This is a genomic window from Streptomyces sp. LN549 (assembly GCF_043203805.1).
Taxonomy (GTDB): domain Bacteria; phylum Actinomycetota; class Actinomycetes; order Streptomycetales; family Streptomycetaceae; genus Streptomyces.
The window spans coordinates 1270826-1287314 of the sequence record NZ_JAZHRI010000002.1 but is presented as its reverse complement, the minus strand read 5'-3'; the positions used below and the strand labels follow the sequence as shown (position 1 = coordinate 1287314).

The following is a 16489-nucleotide window of genomic DNA, read 5'->3' as shown; positions in this document are numbered from 1 at the left end:
TCCGGTGCGGAACGAAGAGATCCAGCCAACCGACAGAAGGAGGAATATGCCGCTCTGATCGGAGTCTTCTGTCGCATTCGCGAATTTCATCTCCCGGAATACCGGGACAACTCATGGTCAACTCCCGGTAAGGCGGCCGAAAATCGTCCGGACACGCCTTCGAGTTGTCTGTGAGTCGGTAGTAGGCTCGCGCCGTTTGTTGACGGAACACCATCCCCGCCCCGCGGGGCCGAGCTGGGGGAGGCCATGCGCTTTCGCGGAAAGTCCATCCGCAGGAAGATCGTGGCGTTGCTTCTGGTGCCGCTCGTCTCCCTCACCGCACTCTGGGGCTTCGCCACCTATCTGACCGGGCGTGAGGCAGGCCAGCTGCTGAGCGCGAGCACCGTCGTCGAGAAGGTCGGCCACCCTCTGGAGGACACCGTTCGGGCCGTCCAGAACGAGCGCCGCCAGACCCTCGTCTTCCTGGCCGACCCGCGGGCCTCCGACGCCCTGCCGATCCTGCGCACGCAGCGCGCGGTCACCGACCGGGTCGTGAAGCGCGTGACGTCGAGTGCGCAGCAGAAGGACATCCGCGACGCACTGCGCCCCGACGCCGAGACCCAGCTCGGCTCGATCCTCGGAGCGGTCGAGGAACTCGACGCCCTCCGCGACTCAGTCGACCGGCGAACCATCGACCGGGCCAAGGCGATGGACTACTACAACCGCCTCATCGACCCCTGCTACCGCTTTCTGACCGGCCTCCACACGATGGAGAACGTGTCCATGGACAAGCAGGTCCGGGCACTGACAGGCGTCTCGCGCGCCCGCGAGATGCTCTCCAGGGAAGACGCACTGGTCGCCTCAGGACTCCTGGCAGGACGGTTCACCGACCCCGAACTCCGGCAGATCTCCGACCTCGTGGCCAACCGGGGACTGCTGTACGAGATCAACCTCCAAGTGCTCCCCGCGTCCGAGCGCCGCCGCGTGGAGCAGTACTGGACGGGCCCCGACAGCGAACCGCTGCGCGCCGCCGAGGAGAAACTCCTCGCCCAGGGGCCCACCCGCAACTCCCTTGCCGTGGACACCACCCGCTGGCAGGAGGTGGCGCCGCCGGTCCTGGACCGGCTGGCCAACGACTCGACCGAGATGAACAACCGCTTCCAGGACCGGGGCAGGCCCGCCGGCTACGGCGTCCTGATCAAGGCGGGCGTCGCCGGGGTGCTCGGATTCCTGGCTCTGCTCGTCTCCGTCTTCGTTTCCGTACGTATCGGCCGTGAGCTCGTCCGTGACCTCTCCCGGCTGCGCAAGGACGCCCACGAGGTCTCCGGAGTGCGGCTGCCGAGCGTGATGCGCCGCCTCGCCGCGGGCGAACAGGTCGACGTCGAGACCGAGTCCCCGCACCTCCAGTACGAACGGGACGAGATCGGCCAGGTCGGTCAGGCCCTGAACACACTCCAGCGGGCCGCGGTCGAGGCGGCCGTCAAGCAGGCGGACATGCGACGCGGCGTCTCCGAGGTCTTCGTCAACCTCGCCCGCCGCAACCAGGTGCTGCTGCACCGCCAGTTGACGCTCCTGGACACGATGGAGCGCCGCACCGAGAACACCGACGAACTCGCCGACCTGTTCCGCCTCGACCACCTCACCACCCGGATGCGGCGCCACGCCGAGGGCCTGGTGATCCTCTCCGGAGCCGCACCCTCCCGCCAGTGGCGCAAGCCCATCCAGCTCATGGACGTGGTGCGCGCCGCGGTCGCCGAGGTGGAGGACTACGAACGGATCGAGGTCCGCAGGCTCCCGCGGATCGGCGTGGGCGGCCCCGCCGTCGCCGACCTCACCCATCTCATCGCCGAACTCTTGGAGAACGCCACGGTGTTCTCGCCCCCGCACACCGCGGTCCAGGTGCACGGCGAGCAGGTCGCCAACGGCTTCACCCTCGAAATCCACGACCGCGGCCTCGGGATGCCCCCCGAAGTACTCCTGGACGCCAATCTCCGGCTTGCCGAAACCCCCGAGTTCGAACTGTCCGACACCGACCGGCTGGGCCTCTTCGTCGTCAGCCGGCTGGCCCAGCGCCAGAACGTCCGTGTGTCGCTTCAGACCTCCCCCTACGGAGGTACCACCGCAGTCGTCTTCATTCCGGCGGCGCTGCTCACGGACGCCCCGGACTCGCACGGCACGGGATTCCGTCTCGACCGCAGGTCCGAGAAGGCGATCGCCAGCAGCAGGCCGGGCAGCGACCCGAAGGCGGGCAGCGGGGACGGCACGGCGGACCGCCGCCTCGCCGCCGCTCGTCCGCAGGACCGGCCGGGCAGCCTCTCCCCGGTCCCCAGCGGGCTGCTGGACCCAGCCTCGCTGGACGGCCCGGTCGAGCTCGAAGGACCGGTCTCTCCCCGGGAATTCGGCCGTGACCCGCTCCTCGAAGCCGTCGCCGACCGAGGCCTGGACCCCGTGCTCGACGGAGTCTCCGACCTCGACGACACCGAGAGCGAGCGAGGCGGCATCTTCCGCGCCCGCGAGCTCCGGCGCGACGACGACCGCGAACAGCATCAGCAGGCGGCCGACCGCACGGCGGAGCCGGACGGCACGCGCCCGCTGCCCCGTCGCAAACCGCCGACCCTGGTCACCGACCGGGGCCGCCGCGTCGACGGGAGCGGCCGCGCCCACCCCACGACCGCCGATCCGGAGCCCGCGCGCACCTCGGCCCGCCCCACGGCGACCGGCCCCGTTCCGCACGAGGACCGGCGCCGCCCCGTCGAACCCCGGCAGCCCACCGGCTTCCGGCCGCCCACCGGGCACACCGAAGCCCCGCCGGCCACTCCGTCGGTGCCGGCGCCCCGGTCGTCCACATCCGCCGTCCCGGCCCCGTCGGCCGCTCCCGACACCGTGGGCGGACTGCCCCGCCGGATCCGTCAGGCCAGCCTCGCCCCGCAGCTCCGCGAGGGCACGGGCGCGGCAGGCCCGGACCCGGTGGAGAGCGCCGAGGACATCGAGCGGGACGCCGACGAGGTACGCAACCGCATGGCCTCGCTCCAGCGCGGCTGGCAGCGCGGACGTCTGCAGAACGCCGAGGACGTGACCGGCCACCGCGACACAGCACAAGGAACCACTCCGGGAGGGGACGGTCCATGACCGCACCGAACGCCGCAGCACTCAACTCCGCACGTCAGGGGTCAGGTGAACTCAACTGGCTCCTCGACGAACTCGTCGAGCGCGTCGCCAGCATCCGCAAGGCGCTGGTGCTCTCCAGCGACGGTCTCCCCACCGGCGCGTCCAAGGACCTGACCCGGGAGGACGGCGAACACCTGGCAGCTGTCGCCTCCGGATTCCACAGCCTCGCCAAGGGCGTCGGCCGCCACTTCGACGCGGGCCGGGTCCGGCAGACCGTCGTCGAGCTCGACGAGGCGTTCCTGTTCGTCACGGCGGCCGGTGACGGCAGCTGCCTCGCCGTCCTCGCCGACTCCGACTCGGACGTCGGGCAGGTGGCGTACGAGATGACGCTGATGGTCAAGCGCGTGGGAGCCCACCTGGCCAACGCTCCACGGACGACCGGTCTGTCGTCCGGAGGGTGAGTGGATGGGATGAGCGCCGACACGTCCCGTACCCCGGAGACCCCGGGCGACCCGCAGTCCTCGCGCTGGTACGACGCCGACGCGGGGCCGGTGGTCCGCCCGTATGCGATGACGAGGGGACGTACCAGCAGCGCGTCCCGTCACCGCCTCGACCTGATCGCGATCGTCATGCCCGAACCCGCGGCCGACGACCCCGGCAGGGACCAGATGCTCTCTCCGGAACACGTGGAGATCGTCGAACTCTGCAGTGACATGCCCCAGTCGATCGCCGAGCTCGCCGCCGGTCTGGACCTCCCCGTCGGGGTGGTCCGGGTCCTGGTCGGTGATCTCGTCGAGGACGAGCTGGTGCACGTAACCCGTCCCGTTCCGCCGGCCGAGCTGCCGGACGTGAGCATTCTTCGCGAGGTGATCAATGGCCTTCGGGCGCTCTAGCCGCAACAGGCGGCCCGTTGAGCCCGTTACCCTGAAAATCCTGGTGGCGGGCGGTTTCGGAGTGGGCAAGACGACCCTGGTGGGCGCGGTCAGTGAGATCAGGCCGCTGCGTACGGAGGAGAGACTGAGCGAGGCAGGACGTCCGGTGGACGACCTGAACGGTGTCGAGGCGAAGACCACGACGACCGTGGCGATGGACTTCGGGCGGATCACGCTCCGCGAGGACCTCGTGCTGTATCTCTTCGGGACCCCGGGCCAGGACCGCTTCTGGTTCCTCTGGGACGAACTCGCCCAGGGCGCCCTGGGCGCGGTCGTTCTCGCGGACACCCGCCGGCTCGAGGACTGCTTCGCGGCGGTCGACTACTTCGAGCGCCGCGGGATCCCGTTCGCCGTCGCCGTCAACTGCTTCGAGGGCGCGGACAAGTTCCCCACCGAGACGGTGCAGGCGGCCCTGGACCTGGATCCGCAGGTGCCGGTGCTCATGTGCGACGCGCGGGACCGCTCGTCCGTACGGGACGTCCTCGTGGCCGTCGTCGAACACGCGGTGGCCCGGGTGGACCGGCTCCGCGAGCCCGCCACCACGTAGGGCCTGCGGGCGGAACGCGGCCCGTACCCCCGCCGACGAGGGTACGGGCCGCGAGTCATCGGACGGGCAGGGCAGAGAGCCCTTGCGCCCTACTGCCCGTCATCGCCCTCCTCCTGCCAGCCGAGGCTCCGCTCGACCGCCTTGCGCCAGTTGCCGTACTCACGTTCGCGGACCTCCGGCTCCATCCGGGGCTGCCACTCCACATCGCGCTGCCAGTGCGTCCTGAGCTCGTCGAGACCCGACCACACACCGGTCGCCAGCCCCGCCGCGTACGCCGCGCCCAGGCATGTGGTCTCCGAGATCCTCGGCCGGATCACCGGAACGCCCAGCACATCCGCCTGGTGCTGCATCAGCAGATGGTTGGCCGTCATGCCGCCGTCCACCTTGAGCGTCGTGATCGGCACCCCGGAGTCCTGGTACATCGCGTCGACGACCTCACGCGTCTGCCAGCTGGTCGCCTCCAGGACGGCGCGTGCCAGATGCGCCTTGGTCACGTAGCCGGTAAGCCCGGTGATCACCCCCCGGGCGTCGGAGCGCCAGTAGGGCGCGAACAGCCCGGAGAACGCGGGCACGATGTACGCCCCGCCGTTGTCCTCGACGCTTGCCGCCAGCGTCTCGATCTCCGCGGCGCTCTCGATGATCCCGAGCTGGTCCCGGAACCACTGCACGAGTGCCCCGGTGATCGCGATCGACCCCTCCAGGCAGTAGACGGGCGGTTCGTCGCCGATGCGGTAGCCGACGGTGGTGATCAGCCCGCTCTTGGAGGCCACGGGGCGGTTCCCGGTGTTCAGCAGCAGGAAACTGCCGGTGCCGTACGTGTTCTTGGCCGTGCCCGGGTCGTAACAGGCCTGCCCGAAGACGGCGGCCTGTTGGTCGCCGAGGGCGGAGGCCACCGGCACCCCGGCGAGCGCGCCCACGGCCGTCCCGTACACCTCCGACGACGACCTGATCTCCGGAAGCACCGCCTCCGGGATGTTCATCGCGGCCAGGACGGAGCGGTCCCACTGGAGCGTCTCCAGATCCATCAGCATGGTGCGCGACGCGTTGGTCACGTCCGTGACGTGGACGCCGCCCGCGGTGCCGCCCGTGAGATTCCAGATCAGCCAGGAGTCCATCGTGCCGAACGCGATCTCGCCCCGCTCGGCCCGGCTGCGCAGCCCGGGCACGTGGTCCAGCAGCCAGGCCGCCTTGGGGCCGGAGAAGTAGCTGGCCAGTGGAAGGCCCGTGGTGGCGCGGAACCGGTCCTGCCCGTCTGTGCCGCCGAGCTCGTGGCAGAGAGCGGCGGTACGGGTGTCCTGCCAGACGATGGCGTGATGGACGGGGACCCCGGTGGCCCGGTCCCAGAGCACGGTCGTCTCGCGCTGGTTGGTGATGCCGAGCGCGGTGAGCTGGTCCGCCCGCAGCCCGGCACGGTCCAGGGCGCCGGCGACGACGGCCTGCACGGTGGTCCAGATCTCCGAGGCGTCGTGCTCCACCCAGCCCGGGCGGGGGAAGATCTGCCGGTGCTCGCGCTGGTCGACGGCGACGACGGCACCGTCCTGGTCGAAGATGATGCAGCGGCTGGAGGTGGTGCCCTGGTCGATGGCGGCGACATACCTGATCGTCATGACTCCCCTTGTCCGTCGGGTACTTCCGGCCCGGTCCTCAGAACGCGGCGTTGAACGCGAGACCGCCCAGCAGCCCGCCCAGGAGCGGCCCCACGACCGGTATCCAGGCGTAACTCCAGTCCGAAGTGCCCTTGTTAGGTATCGGAAGAAGCGAATGCACCAACCGGGGACCGAGGTCACGGGCCGGATTGATGGCATAGCCGGTGGGCCCGCCCAGCGAGAGACCGATGCCCACCACGAGGAGGGACACCAGGAGTACGGAGATCCCGGAGCCGTAGATGCCGGCACCGGCCCCCGCGACCGGGCCGATCCCGATGCCCACGTTCTTCCCGAAGGCCAGGATGGGCAGCACCAGAGCGGCCGTCGCGATGGTCTCGGTGACGAGGTTGGCCACCGGATTCCGGATTTCCGGAGCGGTCGCGAAGATCCCGAGCGTGGGCCCGGACGTGTCCTCGTCGGCGTTGGCGCGGAACTGCGCGTAGTACGTCAGCCAGGCCAGCACCGCTCCGATGACGGCGCCGGTCAGCTGACCCAGGATGTAGAGGGGGACCTTGTCCCACTCGCCGGTGTCGACGGCGATGCCGACGGTCACCGCCGGATTGAGATGTCCGCCCGACAGCGGGGCGGCCGTGTACGCCCCGGCCAGTACGCCGAAGCCCCATCCGAAGGCGATGACGACCCAGCCCGCGCCCCTGGCCTTCGAGTGGTGGAGCGTGACGGCGGCGCAGACGCCCGCGCCGAAGAGGATGAGGATGGCCGTTCCGAGAACTTCCCCGGCAAAGATGTCTCCATTGCTCATGGCGCTCCCAGTGGTTGTCCGGCGGGTTTCGCCGGGCGCTTCCATGGCTACGGCGGCCGAGAGCAGGCAGATGCCGTGCCCCGCCCGGCGACCGTGACGAGCGTGGGACCAGCCGGCCGCCGTGGAGTGGGAGGGCGACATCGGCTGGGAACGGAGTGTTCACCGTGCTTGATGGGTCGTCAAGAAGGCGGACAACAACAGCTGTTGGTGGTCGGTGCCTTTGGGGGGTGGCGCTTCAGCGCAGCGCCACGACTGCGGAGCCGTGACCGAACAGTCCTTGATTCGCCGTGATTCCGGCCCGTGCGCCCGGAATCTGGCGCTCCCCGGCCGTGCCGCGCAGCTGCCAGGTCAGCTCGCAGACCTGCGCGATGGCCTGGGCCGGCACCGCCTCGCCGAAGGACGCGAGCCCGCCGCTCGGGTTCACCGGAATGCGTCCGCCGAGCGCCGTCGCTCCCGTGCGCACGAGCGACGCGCCCTCGCCCTGAGCGCACAGCCCGATGTCCTCGTACCACTCCAGCTCAAGCGCCGTGGAGAGGTCGTACACCTCGGCCAGGGACAGGTCCTCGGGGCCGATGCCCGCCTCCTCGTACGCGGCCCGTGCGATCGAGGCGCGGAAGCTCAGGGGTGCCGGTTCGACGGCGGCCGCCGAATCCGTGGCGATGTCCGGCAGGTCGAGCACCGCCTTCGGGTAGGTGGGCGTCACGGTCGACACGGCACGGATGCGGACGGGGTCCGCGGCGCCGTGGCGGCGCGCGAACTCCATGCTGGACAGCACCAGGGCGGCCGCGCCGTCGGAGGTGGCGCAGATGTCCAGCAGCCGCAGCGGATCGGCGACGACCGCGGAGGCCGCGACCTGTTCGGCGCTCACCGGCGCCCGGTAGCGGGCGTTCGGGTTCAGCGCGCCGGCTGCCGCGTTCTTCACCTTGACCAGGGCGAAGTCGTCCGGAGTGTCCCCGTGCAGGGCCATCCGGCGGCGGGCGTACAGCCCGAAGTACGCGGGATTGGTCGCACCGAGCACCCGGAACCTCAGCCAGTCCGGATCGTCGGGCCGTTCGCCGCCCGCCGGTGCGAAGAACCCCTTGGGCGCCGCGTCCGCGCCCACCACGAGCACCACGTCCGCCATGCCGGCCAGGATCTGCGCCCTGGCGGTGTTGACCGCCTGGGCCCCCGACGCACAGGCCGCGTACACACTGGTCACCCGGGCGCCCTGCCAGCCCAGCGCCTGGGCGAACGTCGCCCCGGCCACATACCCCGGATAGCCGCCGCGCACGGTGTCCGCGCCGACCACGGACTGCACGTCCCGCCACTCGATGCCCGCGTCCCCGAGCGCGTTGCGGGCCGCGACGGTGCCGTACTCCACGAAACTGCGGCCCCATTTGCCCCACGGATGCATTCCGGCCCCGAGGACGGCCACGTCCCCGCTCATGCCGCACCGTCCCCGGAACCGTCGGCGACCGGCCGCCAGTGCCAGGTGGTCCGCACCGTACCGTCGTCGTCACCGGGGCCGGAGTCCATCACTCCCGGTACGGCCTCCACCGCCATCCCGACCGCGAGATCCCCGACGCCGGTCCCGGGCGCCGCCTGCCCGAGCACGACCATCCGCTCGGCCGCCAGTTCCACCGCCACCAGCGTGCACGGCTCCCAGGGCACTTCAGGATCCGAGAGGTAGGGGGCGGGCGGCCGGTAGCGGCCGTCGGTGTACGACCAGACCGTGCCGCGCCGGGACAGCGGCACCTCGGCGAGCTCGCCGCCCGTACAGCCCGGATTGCGGCAGAGCCCCTTCTGGGGTGGGAAGAAGACCGACGAGCAGAGCGGGCAGCGGGTGCCCAGCAGCCGGAAGTCCTCCTCCGGACCGTCCTCGGTGAACCACCCGGCCACCACAGGTATGCGCTTGCGCGGCAAAGCCCCTCCCGGCACTGGATCTGACGGAACGTCAGAAGTGTGCCACGGTCAGCTGTTGTCGGCGAGCCACTTGGCAGCGGTCTCCGCGAGCTCCCGGTCGCGGCCGGCCAGCATCATGCCGATCATCTGTGCGTCCCCGCGCAGCGACCAGGCGGGATGACCGAAGGTGGCCGGGTTGTTCTTCTCGATCAGGAAATGGGCGGGCCAGGCGGTCCCGTACCCGATCAGCGGCAGTGCCGCCGCATACCGCTTCCGGCCGCGGGCCAGTCCGTAGGCGGTGATCGCGAGGCCGGTCAGGGTGCCGGTGAGGTGGACCCAGCGGGTCGCGGCCCGGGAGTGCATCGCGACGTAGTAGGGCCAGAATTCTTCGTACGAATCGAACGTCTGCTGTGCCATACCGGCACCGTAATGGCTGGACCGGCAACCGGATACGGCCGATCCGCGTCCGAGAAGAAGAACGGGCGGCCGGAACCCACGGGGGTGGTCCCGGCCGCCCGCTCGCTCTCCTCCCCGGACGTGCCGCTTCAGTGGCCGGCGACGGACCTGCGGGCCACCGGGAAGTCGAAGTACGTGTCCGGGAACAGCTCGGGCTTGAACGTGTAGTGCCACCACTCCTCGGCCAGATTCACGAATCCGGCGTCGGTGAGCGTCTTCTTGAGGAACTGGCGGTTGGAGCGCTGAACGCCCTGGATCCTCGGGTCGTCGGTGTGCGAGAGCGTGTCGAAGCAGTCGAATCCGGTCCCCATGTCGACCGAGTTGTCCGGGAAGCGGTCGGCCTGTGCGGCATAGCACGGAACCAGCTCTTCGCCCGGACGGTAGGGCCTGGTCGGCAGGGCCGGCAGCCGCACCAGCGTCAGGTCCACCGTGCTGCCCCGGCTGTGCCCGGACTTCTCGGCGATGTAACCGTCCGCGAACAGCCGGGTCTTGTCGACCTGCGGATAGAACTCGCCCTTCATCGTCTCGTCGTCGAGATCCTTCGCCCACCGCACGAAGTGGTCGACGGCCCGCTGGGGCCGGTAGCAGTCGTACACCTTCAGCGAGTACCCCTGCGCCAGCAGCCGGACCTGGGCCCGGTGCAGGGCCTCGGCCGCCGGCCGGGTCAGGATGCACAACGACTGGCGGTATCCGTCCACCGGCACACCCATGAAGTCGTGCCCGGTGGGGTAGCGCATCTCCTGGATGATCGTGGGATCGACCGTGCGCAGCGCGACGAACTCCCTGGGGGCTTTCGGCTCGGGCTTCGCCTGCGCCACCGGAGCGGCGGCGGTGACGGCGAGCAGAGTGGCGGCAGTCGCTGCCAGGACACGGAAAACGGAACCAATACCTGTCATGAGCACATCGTCCACTAGCCGAGCCGTCCCGGGCGGGCGATCGGATACAGTCCGCGCGTGTCCGCCCGGCTCACACGCCCTGCGGGCCCGAGACGACGAGGAACGGAGAAAGCCGTGAAGAACTCCCACTGCGGCAGCTGCGGAGTGCCGTACAACGCACTCCCGGCCCCCGGCACATGGCCCCGCACCTGCACCGCCTGCGGAGCCACCGCCTACCGCAACCCACTGCCGGTCGCCGTCGCCCTGCTCCCCGTGACCGGCCACGGCGGCACCGGACTCGTCGTCATCACCCGCACCATCGAACCCTGCCTCGGCGGCACCGCTCTCCCCGGCGGCTTCGTCGACCACGACGAGGACTGGAAGCACGCGGTCGTACGCGAACTCCGCGAGGAGACCGGCATCGAGGCCGACCGGGACGACGTCCGCCTCGCCGACGTCCTCAGCGACCCCGACGGTTATCTGCTCCTGTTCGGGCTGCTCCCCGCACGCCCGGCCGCCGCGCTCCCGCCGTCCGTGCCGACCGACGAGACCTCCGGATACGCAGTACTGCACACACCCGAAGCGCTCGCCTTCCCCCTGCACACCGAGGCTGTCCGCTCCTGGTTCGCAGGCCGCTACCGCTGACCGCACTCAGAGCTCTACGCTCAGAGCTCACACCCCCGCACCCGGACCGGACCGCGGGGGTGCGGTCCGCTCAGGTCCCCCGTACCCGGACCGGACAGTCCACCAGACCCTCCTCACCGTCCCGCTCCACCACGACCCGCCCGCCCACCAGCCGCGTCGTGTACCGCTCGACCACCGCCGGCTCCCATCCGTCACCCGTGTCACGGACCACCGAGCCGCCCCCGCCGACCCCCTTCACCGGAGCCCACACCTCCAGTTCGAGCCCACCGTCCGCACCCCGCACCGGAATCACCGCGCCGGCCCTTGCCAGCACCGGCACCCGCGACAGCGGCGCGTCGACCACCACCTGCCCGGGCCCCTCGTACGCCGCACCGCTCACCGTGTCGTACCAGCGTCCCGGCGGCAGCCGCACCGACCGCTGCCCGACCCCTGGCGCCAGCACCGGCACCACCAGCAGCGCGTCACCCAGCAGGAACGCGTCCTCGCACTCCCGCAGGGCCCGGTCACCGGGCGCCGCCCACCACAGCGGACGCACATACGGGGCCCCCGTCAGCCGGGCCAAGTGCGCCAGCGTCACCCAGTACGGGCGCAGCCGCTCCCGCTCCAACAGCACCTCCCGCGCCCCGTCGAGCACTCGCGGACCGAACTCCCACGGCTCCCGGCGCCCCGCGTCGATCGCCGCATGCGTGCGGAACAGCGGAAGATAGGCCCCCAGCTGGAACCACCGCAGATACAGCTCGGGCGACGGCGAGCCGTCGAACCCGCCGACATCCGGCCCCGAGTACGGCACCCCGCACAGCCCGAGACCCAGCACCAGCGCGAGCGAGGCCCGCAGCCCGGGCCAGCCGGTCGCCACGTCGCCCGACCAGGTGCCCCCGTAACGCTGCATCCCCGCCCAGCCGGACCGCGAGAACAGGAACGGCCGCTCCTGCGGCCGCAGCCGGCACAACCCCTCGTACCCGGCACGCGCCATCGCGAGGCCGTACACGTTGTGGGCCTCCCGGTGATCGCCGCCTTGCCCCTCCATCGAGTGCCGGGACGAACGCGGCAGCGTCGGCTCACCGAACGCGGCGAACGACACCGGCTCGTTCATGTCGTGCCAGACACCGGAGAACCCCTGCGCCAGCCTCTCCTCGTACAGCCCGCCCCACCACGCGCGCACCTGCGGATCGGTGAAGTCCGGATACACACACTCACCCGGCCACACCTCCCCGTGCACCGTCCGCCCCCGGCCGTCCCGGACGAACGCACCCGAGGTCCCGACCGCCGCACCGGTGTCGAACACCGCGTTCCCCGGCACCGCGGCCACCGCCGGGTCCACGATCGACACCAGCCGCACCCCGTCCTCGCGCAGCTCCTTCGCCAGCCCCGGCAGATCGGGGAACCGCTCCCGGTCCACCGTGAACACCCGGTGCGCGTCGAAGTGGTCGATGTCCAGATGGAGCACCGACAACGGCAGCCCCCGCTCCCGGTACCCCGCGGCAATCCGCCGCACCTCCCGCTCGCTCCCGAACCCCCACCGCGCATGCTGCGGACCCAGCGCCCACGACGGCGGCTGCGCCGGAGCACCCGTCAGCGCCGACCACCCCTGGAGCACCCGGGCCGGGGTACCCACCACCACCCAGCAGCGCAGCGGCCCCCCGTCCATCCGGACCTCGGACGTCCCCGGCCGGTCATGACCGGAGCCCGCCCCCTCCTCGCCCTCGCGCAGCGCCACCCGCCCCGCCCAGGAGTTGTCGTGGAACGCCAGATGCGTCCCCGCGTCCGAGACCACCACCTGCACCGGCATCGTCAGATACAGCGGATCGTCCTGGGGCCCGAACCGCCCGCCCGGATCGGTGTTCCACAGCCCGTACACGCCATCCCTGAGCCGGGGGCCCGCAGCCCGCCCGCCCAGCCCGAAGAACCGTGCGTCCGCCGGGACCTCGGACCGCTGCACCCACCGCGCCGGACCACCCGCCGCCGGCTCCCACCACCGGGGCGGCAGCTCCCGCCTCAGCACCACCCCGCCGGGCGTCCGCAGCTCCACCGCCCCCAGCCTGGACACCACCACCGTCAGCCGCTCCGACACCACCTGCCAGCCGCCGTCCTTGTCCGGCTCCAGCAGGGCCCGCGGATCGGCGTCGGGCGCAGCCCCAGGCAGCGCGTACGAAGGCAACGGCTCCGCGCCGTCCCACCCCCAGAAGACGGCCCCGCCCACCGCCACCCGGATCCGCAGCTCCGAACGGGCGAACCTCACCACACCGCCGCCCGGTTCGGGTTCCGCACCGATCAGGTTCCCCGGCACCCGCGCCCGCTCCGGACCGCGCGCAGGCAGGGCCCGCGCATCCGCCCGCGCCCGCCGCCACGCGTAGCGCACCGTACGCAGCCCCTGTTTCGAACCGACCAACTTCACCGAGCGCACCAGGTCACGACCGTCCATGCAGCTCACCCTGCCACCCGGTGATCCCGTATCGGGTTCTGTTCAACTTCCGTTCACCCGTGGCCGGCCGGGACGGAGCGTGGCCGGACCACATATCGGGACACGCGACCATGGGCGGGCAACCCTGGTGCGAGAGACGATCACATGGCATCGTCCGTGAAGCCGCCTCACGCGCACACCCCAGCCCGTGCGCGCGACACACGCACACACCCCGCGTACCCGTACAGCCAGGGAGCCGCCCCATGACCTCAGCAGCCGACGAAGCCCCCCTGTGGCAGCCCGGCCCGGACCGCATCGCGGCCGCAGCCGTCACCCGCTTCCAGAGCTGGGCGGCCGAGCGCCACGGAGCACCGGCCGAGGGCGGCTACGCGAGCCTGCACCGCTGGTCCGTCGACGAGCTCGACACCTTCTGGCAGGCCGTCGCCGAATGGTTCGACGTACGGTTCTCCACCCCGTACGAGACCGTCATCGGCGACCGCGCCATGCCGGGCGCGCAGTGGTTCCCCGGCGCGACCCTCAACTACGCCGAACACGCGCTGCGCACGGCGGAGGACCCCCTTCACGCCGGCGCCCCCGCGCTGCTCCACGTCGACGAGACCCACACCCAGGTCCCCGTCTCCTGGTCCGCACTGCGCCGTCAGGTCGGCTCGCTCGCCGCGGAACTCCGCGCCCTCGGCGTCAACCCGGGCGACCGCGTCAGCGGCTACCTCCCCAACATCCCGCAGGCGGTCGTCGCCTTCCTCGCCACCGCCGCGGTCGGGGGCGTCTGGACGTCCTGTGCCCCCGACTTCGGCGCCCGCAGCGTCCTCGACCGCTTCCAGCAGGTCGAACCCGTCGTCCTGTTCACCGTCGACGGCTACCGCTACGGCGGCAAGGAGCACCACCGCGCGGACACCGTCGCCGAGCTGCGCCGGGAACTGCCCACACTGCGCGCCGTCGTGCATATCCCGCTGCTCGGCACCGACGCACCCGAAGGCGCCCTCGACTGGTCCGCCCTCACGGCGGCGGACACGGAGCCGGTCTTCGAGCAGGTCCCCTTCGACCACCCGCTGTGGGTGCTCTACTCCTCCGGCACGACCGGCCTCCCCAAGGCCATCGTCCAGTCGCAGGGAGGCATCCTGCTCGAACACTTCAAGCAGATCGGCCTGCACTGCGACCTCGGCCCCGAGGACCGCTTCTTCTGGTACACCTCCACCGGCTGGATGATGTGGAACTTCCTCGTCTCCGGCCTCCTCACCGGCACCACCCTTGTTCTGTACGACGGAAGCCCCGGCTACCCGGACGTCAGCGCCCAGTGGCGCGTCGCCGAACAGACCGGCGCCACCCTGTTCGGTACGTCGGCCGCCTACGTCATGGCCTGCCGCAAGGCCGGAATCCACCCCGGGCGGGACTTCGACCTCTCCCGCATCCAGTGCGTCGCCACCACCGGCTCCCCGCTCCCGCCCGACGGATTCCGCTGGCTCCACGACGAAGTCGCCGACGACCTGTGGATCGCCTCCGTCAGCGGCGGCACCGACGTCTGCAGCTGCTTCGCCGGAGCGGTCCCCACCCTCCCGGTCCACATCGGCGAGCTCCAGGCCGCCTGCCTCGGCACGGACCTCCAGTCCTGGGACCCCGCGGGCCGGCCGCTGACCGGCGAGGTCGGCGAACTCGTCGTCACAGAACCCATGCCGTCCATGCCGATCCGCTTCTGGAACGACCCCGACGGCAGCCGCTACCGCGAAAGCTACTTCGAGACGTACCCCGGCACCTGGCGGCACGGGGACTGGATCACGATCACCGACCGCGGATCCGTCGTCATCCATGGCCGCTCCGACTCCACGCTCAACCGGCAGGGGGTCCGCATGGGCTCCGCGGACATCTACGAAGCCGTCGAGCGTCTCCCCGAAATCCGCGAGTCCCTCGTCATCGGCCTGGAAGAACCCGACGGCGGCTACTGGATGCCGCTGTTCGTCCACCTCGCCGAAGGCGCCGCACTCGACGACGACCTCCGCGACAGCATCAAGCGCACCATCCGCGAGAACCTCTCACCGCGCCACGTTCCGGACGAGGTCATCGAGGTCCCCGGCATCCCGCACACCCTCACCGGCAAGCGCATCGAGGTTCCGGTCAAACGGCTGCTCCAGGGAACCGCCCTGGCCAAGGCCGTCAACCCCGGCTCCATCGACAACCTGGAACTCCTCCACTTCTACGAGGAGCTGGCCCGCAAGCGCCGCTGACCGGGGCCACCGTCAGTGCCCGTCATTACTCTGAGTGAGCAATGTTCGACAGCGCACTGGGGGAATCATGGCGCAGACCAGGAACAAGCGGGCCATCGTCCGCGGCCGGACCGGCACCACGATGCGACGCACGCTGCGCCGCGAAGCACCGAGCACCATCGGCCTCCTGACCGATGAGCAGGACTTCGCGGCGATGCGGCGCTACCGCACCTTCACCTTCGACGACCACTCCGTCTATCTGCAGCAGGTGGAAGGCCTGCTCAGGGCTTTCGCCGCGCAGGGCATGCACACCACGGTCGCCCTCTTCGATCCCGAGGAGTACGCGGAGTTCTGCGCCGAATCGGGAATCGCACCCGACACCCCGGCGGGCCGCAGCCGGTTCACCGCCGAGGTCGCGGCCTGCGGCGCCACCGTCGCCTACACCGGACAACCCATCGACACCCTGATCCCGCTCCTGGTCGCCCGCGCGGTCCGGCAGGCCACCTGGGAGTACGCCACGATGCTCCTGGCCGGACTGGGGGACTGCGCGGACTGCGGACAGGACATCGGCCGCGCCGCCTTCGACCGCGCCTCCCACTTGATGCTGCGCACCCTGGAGGCGGCGGGCCCCGGCACGCATCATCTGGTCTGCAGCACTCCCACGGAGAACGAGCAGCTGCTCGCCGCCCTGCACACCGAGCGCGACACCACCGGCCCCGCGCACCTCGACTCGGCGGAGGGCGCCGAATTCGTGACCGTGCTGGCCGTCGGCATCGCCCTGGAAAGCCATGGGGGAGTCGTCCTGCGGACGAGCGCTCCGGGGACCGCGGACCGGGTCCACGGCTGGCGCCTGACCGGCGGCAGCCTCGCCCCGCTCACCGCGGGGGAGGTGTTCAGCGCCTACTGCACCGACGCCGACACCGGTGAACCCGTCGCCCCCGAATCCGGCGTGGAGTACTGCGCGGGCTTCGACATCGGTGCCGACGAACCGGAGGAGCACCGCTGACAGCCGGAAGGGGCTTCCCGCCATCACTGGCGGG

The 16489-nt window shown here is 71.2% G+C and carries 14 protein-coding genes; 7 read left to right on the top strand and 7 right to left on the bottom strand.

Features of this window, described 5'->3' with window-relative positions; genetic code table 11:
• The first annotated feature begins 246 nt into the window (after positions 1-246).
• The 4 genes from SH922_RS05760 to SH922_RS05745 are packed head-to-tail and all read left to right on the top strand — an operon-like array spanning position 247 to position 4566.
• Positions 247-3108, top strand: coding sequence for a nitrate- and nitrite sensing domain-containing protein (locus tag SH922_RS05760; protein WP_393055352.1), 2862 nt, complete (start codon positions 247-249; stop codon positions 3106-3108).
• Positions 3105-3548 (top strand): roadblock/LC7 domain-containing protein, encoded by a 444-nt coding sequence (locus SH922_RS05755; protein WP_219568140.1) that lies wholly within the window; start codon positions 3105-3107, stop codon positions 3546-3548. Before SH922_RS05760 ends, SH922_RS05755 begins: the two co-directional genes overlap by 4 nt.
• 9 nt (positions 3549-3557) lie before the next feature.
• On the top strand, positions 3558-3980 hold the full coding sequence (locus tag SH922_RS05750) for a DUF742 domain-containing protein (protein ID WP_393055347.1): 423 nt from the start codon (positions 3558-3560) through the stop codon (positions 3978-3980).
• Complete coding sequence (locus SH922_RS05745; protein WP_393055344.1) at positions 3961-4566, top strand: ATP/GTP-binding protein; 606 nt, start codon at positions 3961-3963, stop codon at positions 4564-4566. The genes SH922_RS05750 and SH922_RS05745 overlap by 20 nt, the downstream gene beginning before the upstream one ends.
• Positions 4567-4655: 89 nt before the next feature.
• Here SH922_RS05745 and glpK read toward each other — a convergent pair whose 3' ends face one another.
• The 6 genes from glpK to SH922_RS05715 all read right to left on the bottom strand — a co-directional run bounded on the left by glpK (position 4656) and on the right by SH922_RS05715 (position 10205).
• Entirely contained in the window at positions 4656-6173 is a 1518-nt protein-coding gene (gene glpK / locus SH922_RS05740) for a glycerol kinase GlpK (protein WP_393055341.1), read from the bottom strand.
• Between the two features lie 37 nt (positions 6174-6210).
• A complete protein-coding gene (locus SH922_RS05735; RefSeq protein WP_393055338.1) occupies positions 6211-6972 on the bottom strand; it encodes an MIP/aquaporin family protein in 762 nt (253 codons plus the stop codon).
• A gap of 235 nt (positions 6973-7207) precedes the next feature.
• Entirely contained in the window at positions 7208-8398 is a 1191-nt protein-coding gene (locus SH922_RS05730) for a lipid-transfer protein (protein WP_393055335.1), read from the bottom strand.
• Entirely contained in the window at positions 8395-8874 is a 480-nt protein-coding gene (locus SH922_RS05725; RefSeq protein WP_393055332.1) for a Zn-ribbon domain-containing OB-fold protein, read from the bottom strand. The genes SH922_RS05730 and SH922_RS05725 overlap by 4 nt, the downstream gene beginning before the upstream one ends.
• A 48-nt stretch (positions 8875-8922) precedes the next feature.
• The gene (locus tag SH922_RS05720) at positions 8923-9270 is read right to left on the bottom strand and encodes an Mpo1-like protein (protein ID WP_393055330.1); all 348 of its coding nucleotides are present in this window, start codon (positions 9268-9270) and stop codon (positions 8923-8925) included.
• A gap of 128 nt (positions 9271-9398) precedes the next feature.
• Positions 9399-10205, bottom strand: coding sequence for a M15 family metallopeptidase (locus tag SH922_RS05715; protein WP_393055327.1), 807 nt, complete (start codon positions 10203-10205; stop codon positions 9399-9401).
• Positions 10206-10319: 114 nt separating this feature from the next.
• Here SH922_RS05715 and SH922_RS05710 point away from each other — a divergent pair, with 114 nt between their 5' ends.
• Positions 10320-10829, top strand: coding sequence for an NUDIX domain-containing protein (locus SH922_RS05710; protein WP_393055325.1), 510 nt, complete (start codon positions 10320-10322; stop codon positions 10827-10829).
• Positions 10830-10899: 70 nt separating this feature from the next.
• Here SH922_RS05710 and SH922_RS05705 read toward each other — a convergent pair whose 3' ends face one another.
• Entirely contained in the window at positions 10900-13251 is a 2352-nt protein-coding gene (locus SH922_RS05705) for a glycoside hydrolase family 31 protein (RefSeq protein ID WP_393055323.1), read from the bottom strand.
• Positions 13252-13493: 242 nt separating this feature from the next.
• Between SH922_RS05705 and SH922_RS05700 the strand changes: the two genes are divergently transcribed.
• Together SH922_RS05700 and SH922_RS05695 are read left to right on the top strand one after the other, a co-directional pair.
• A complete protein-coding gene (locus SH922_RS05700; RefSeq protein ID WP_393055321.1) occupies positions 13494-15470 on the top strand; it encodes an acetoacetate--CoA ligase in 1977 nt (658 codons plus the stop codon).
• Between the two features lie 67 nt (positions 15471-15537).
• Positions 15538-16455 (top strand): hypothetical protein, encoded by a 918-nt coding sequence (locus SH922_RS05695; RefSeq protein ID WP_393055319.1) that lies wholly within the window; start codon positions 15538-15540, stop codon positions 16453-16455.
• Positions 16456-16489 lie beyond the last annotated feature (34 nt).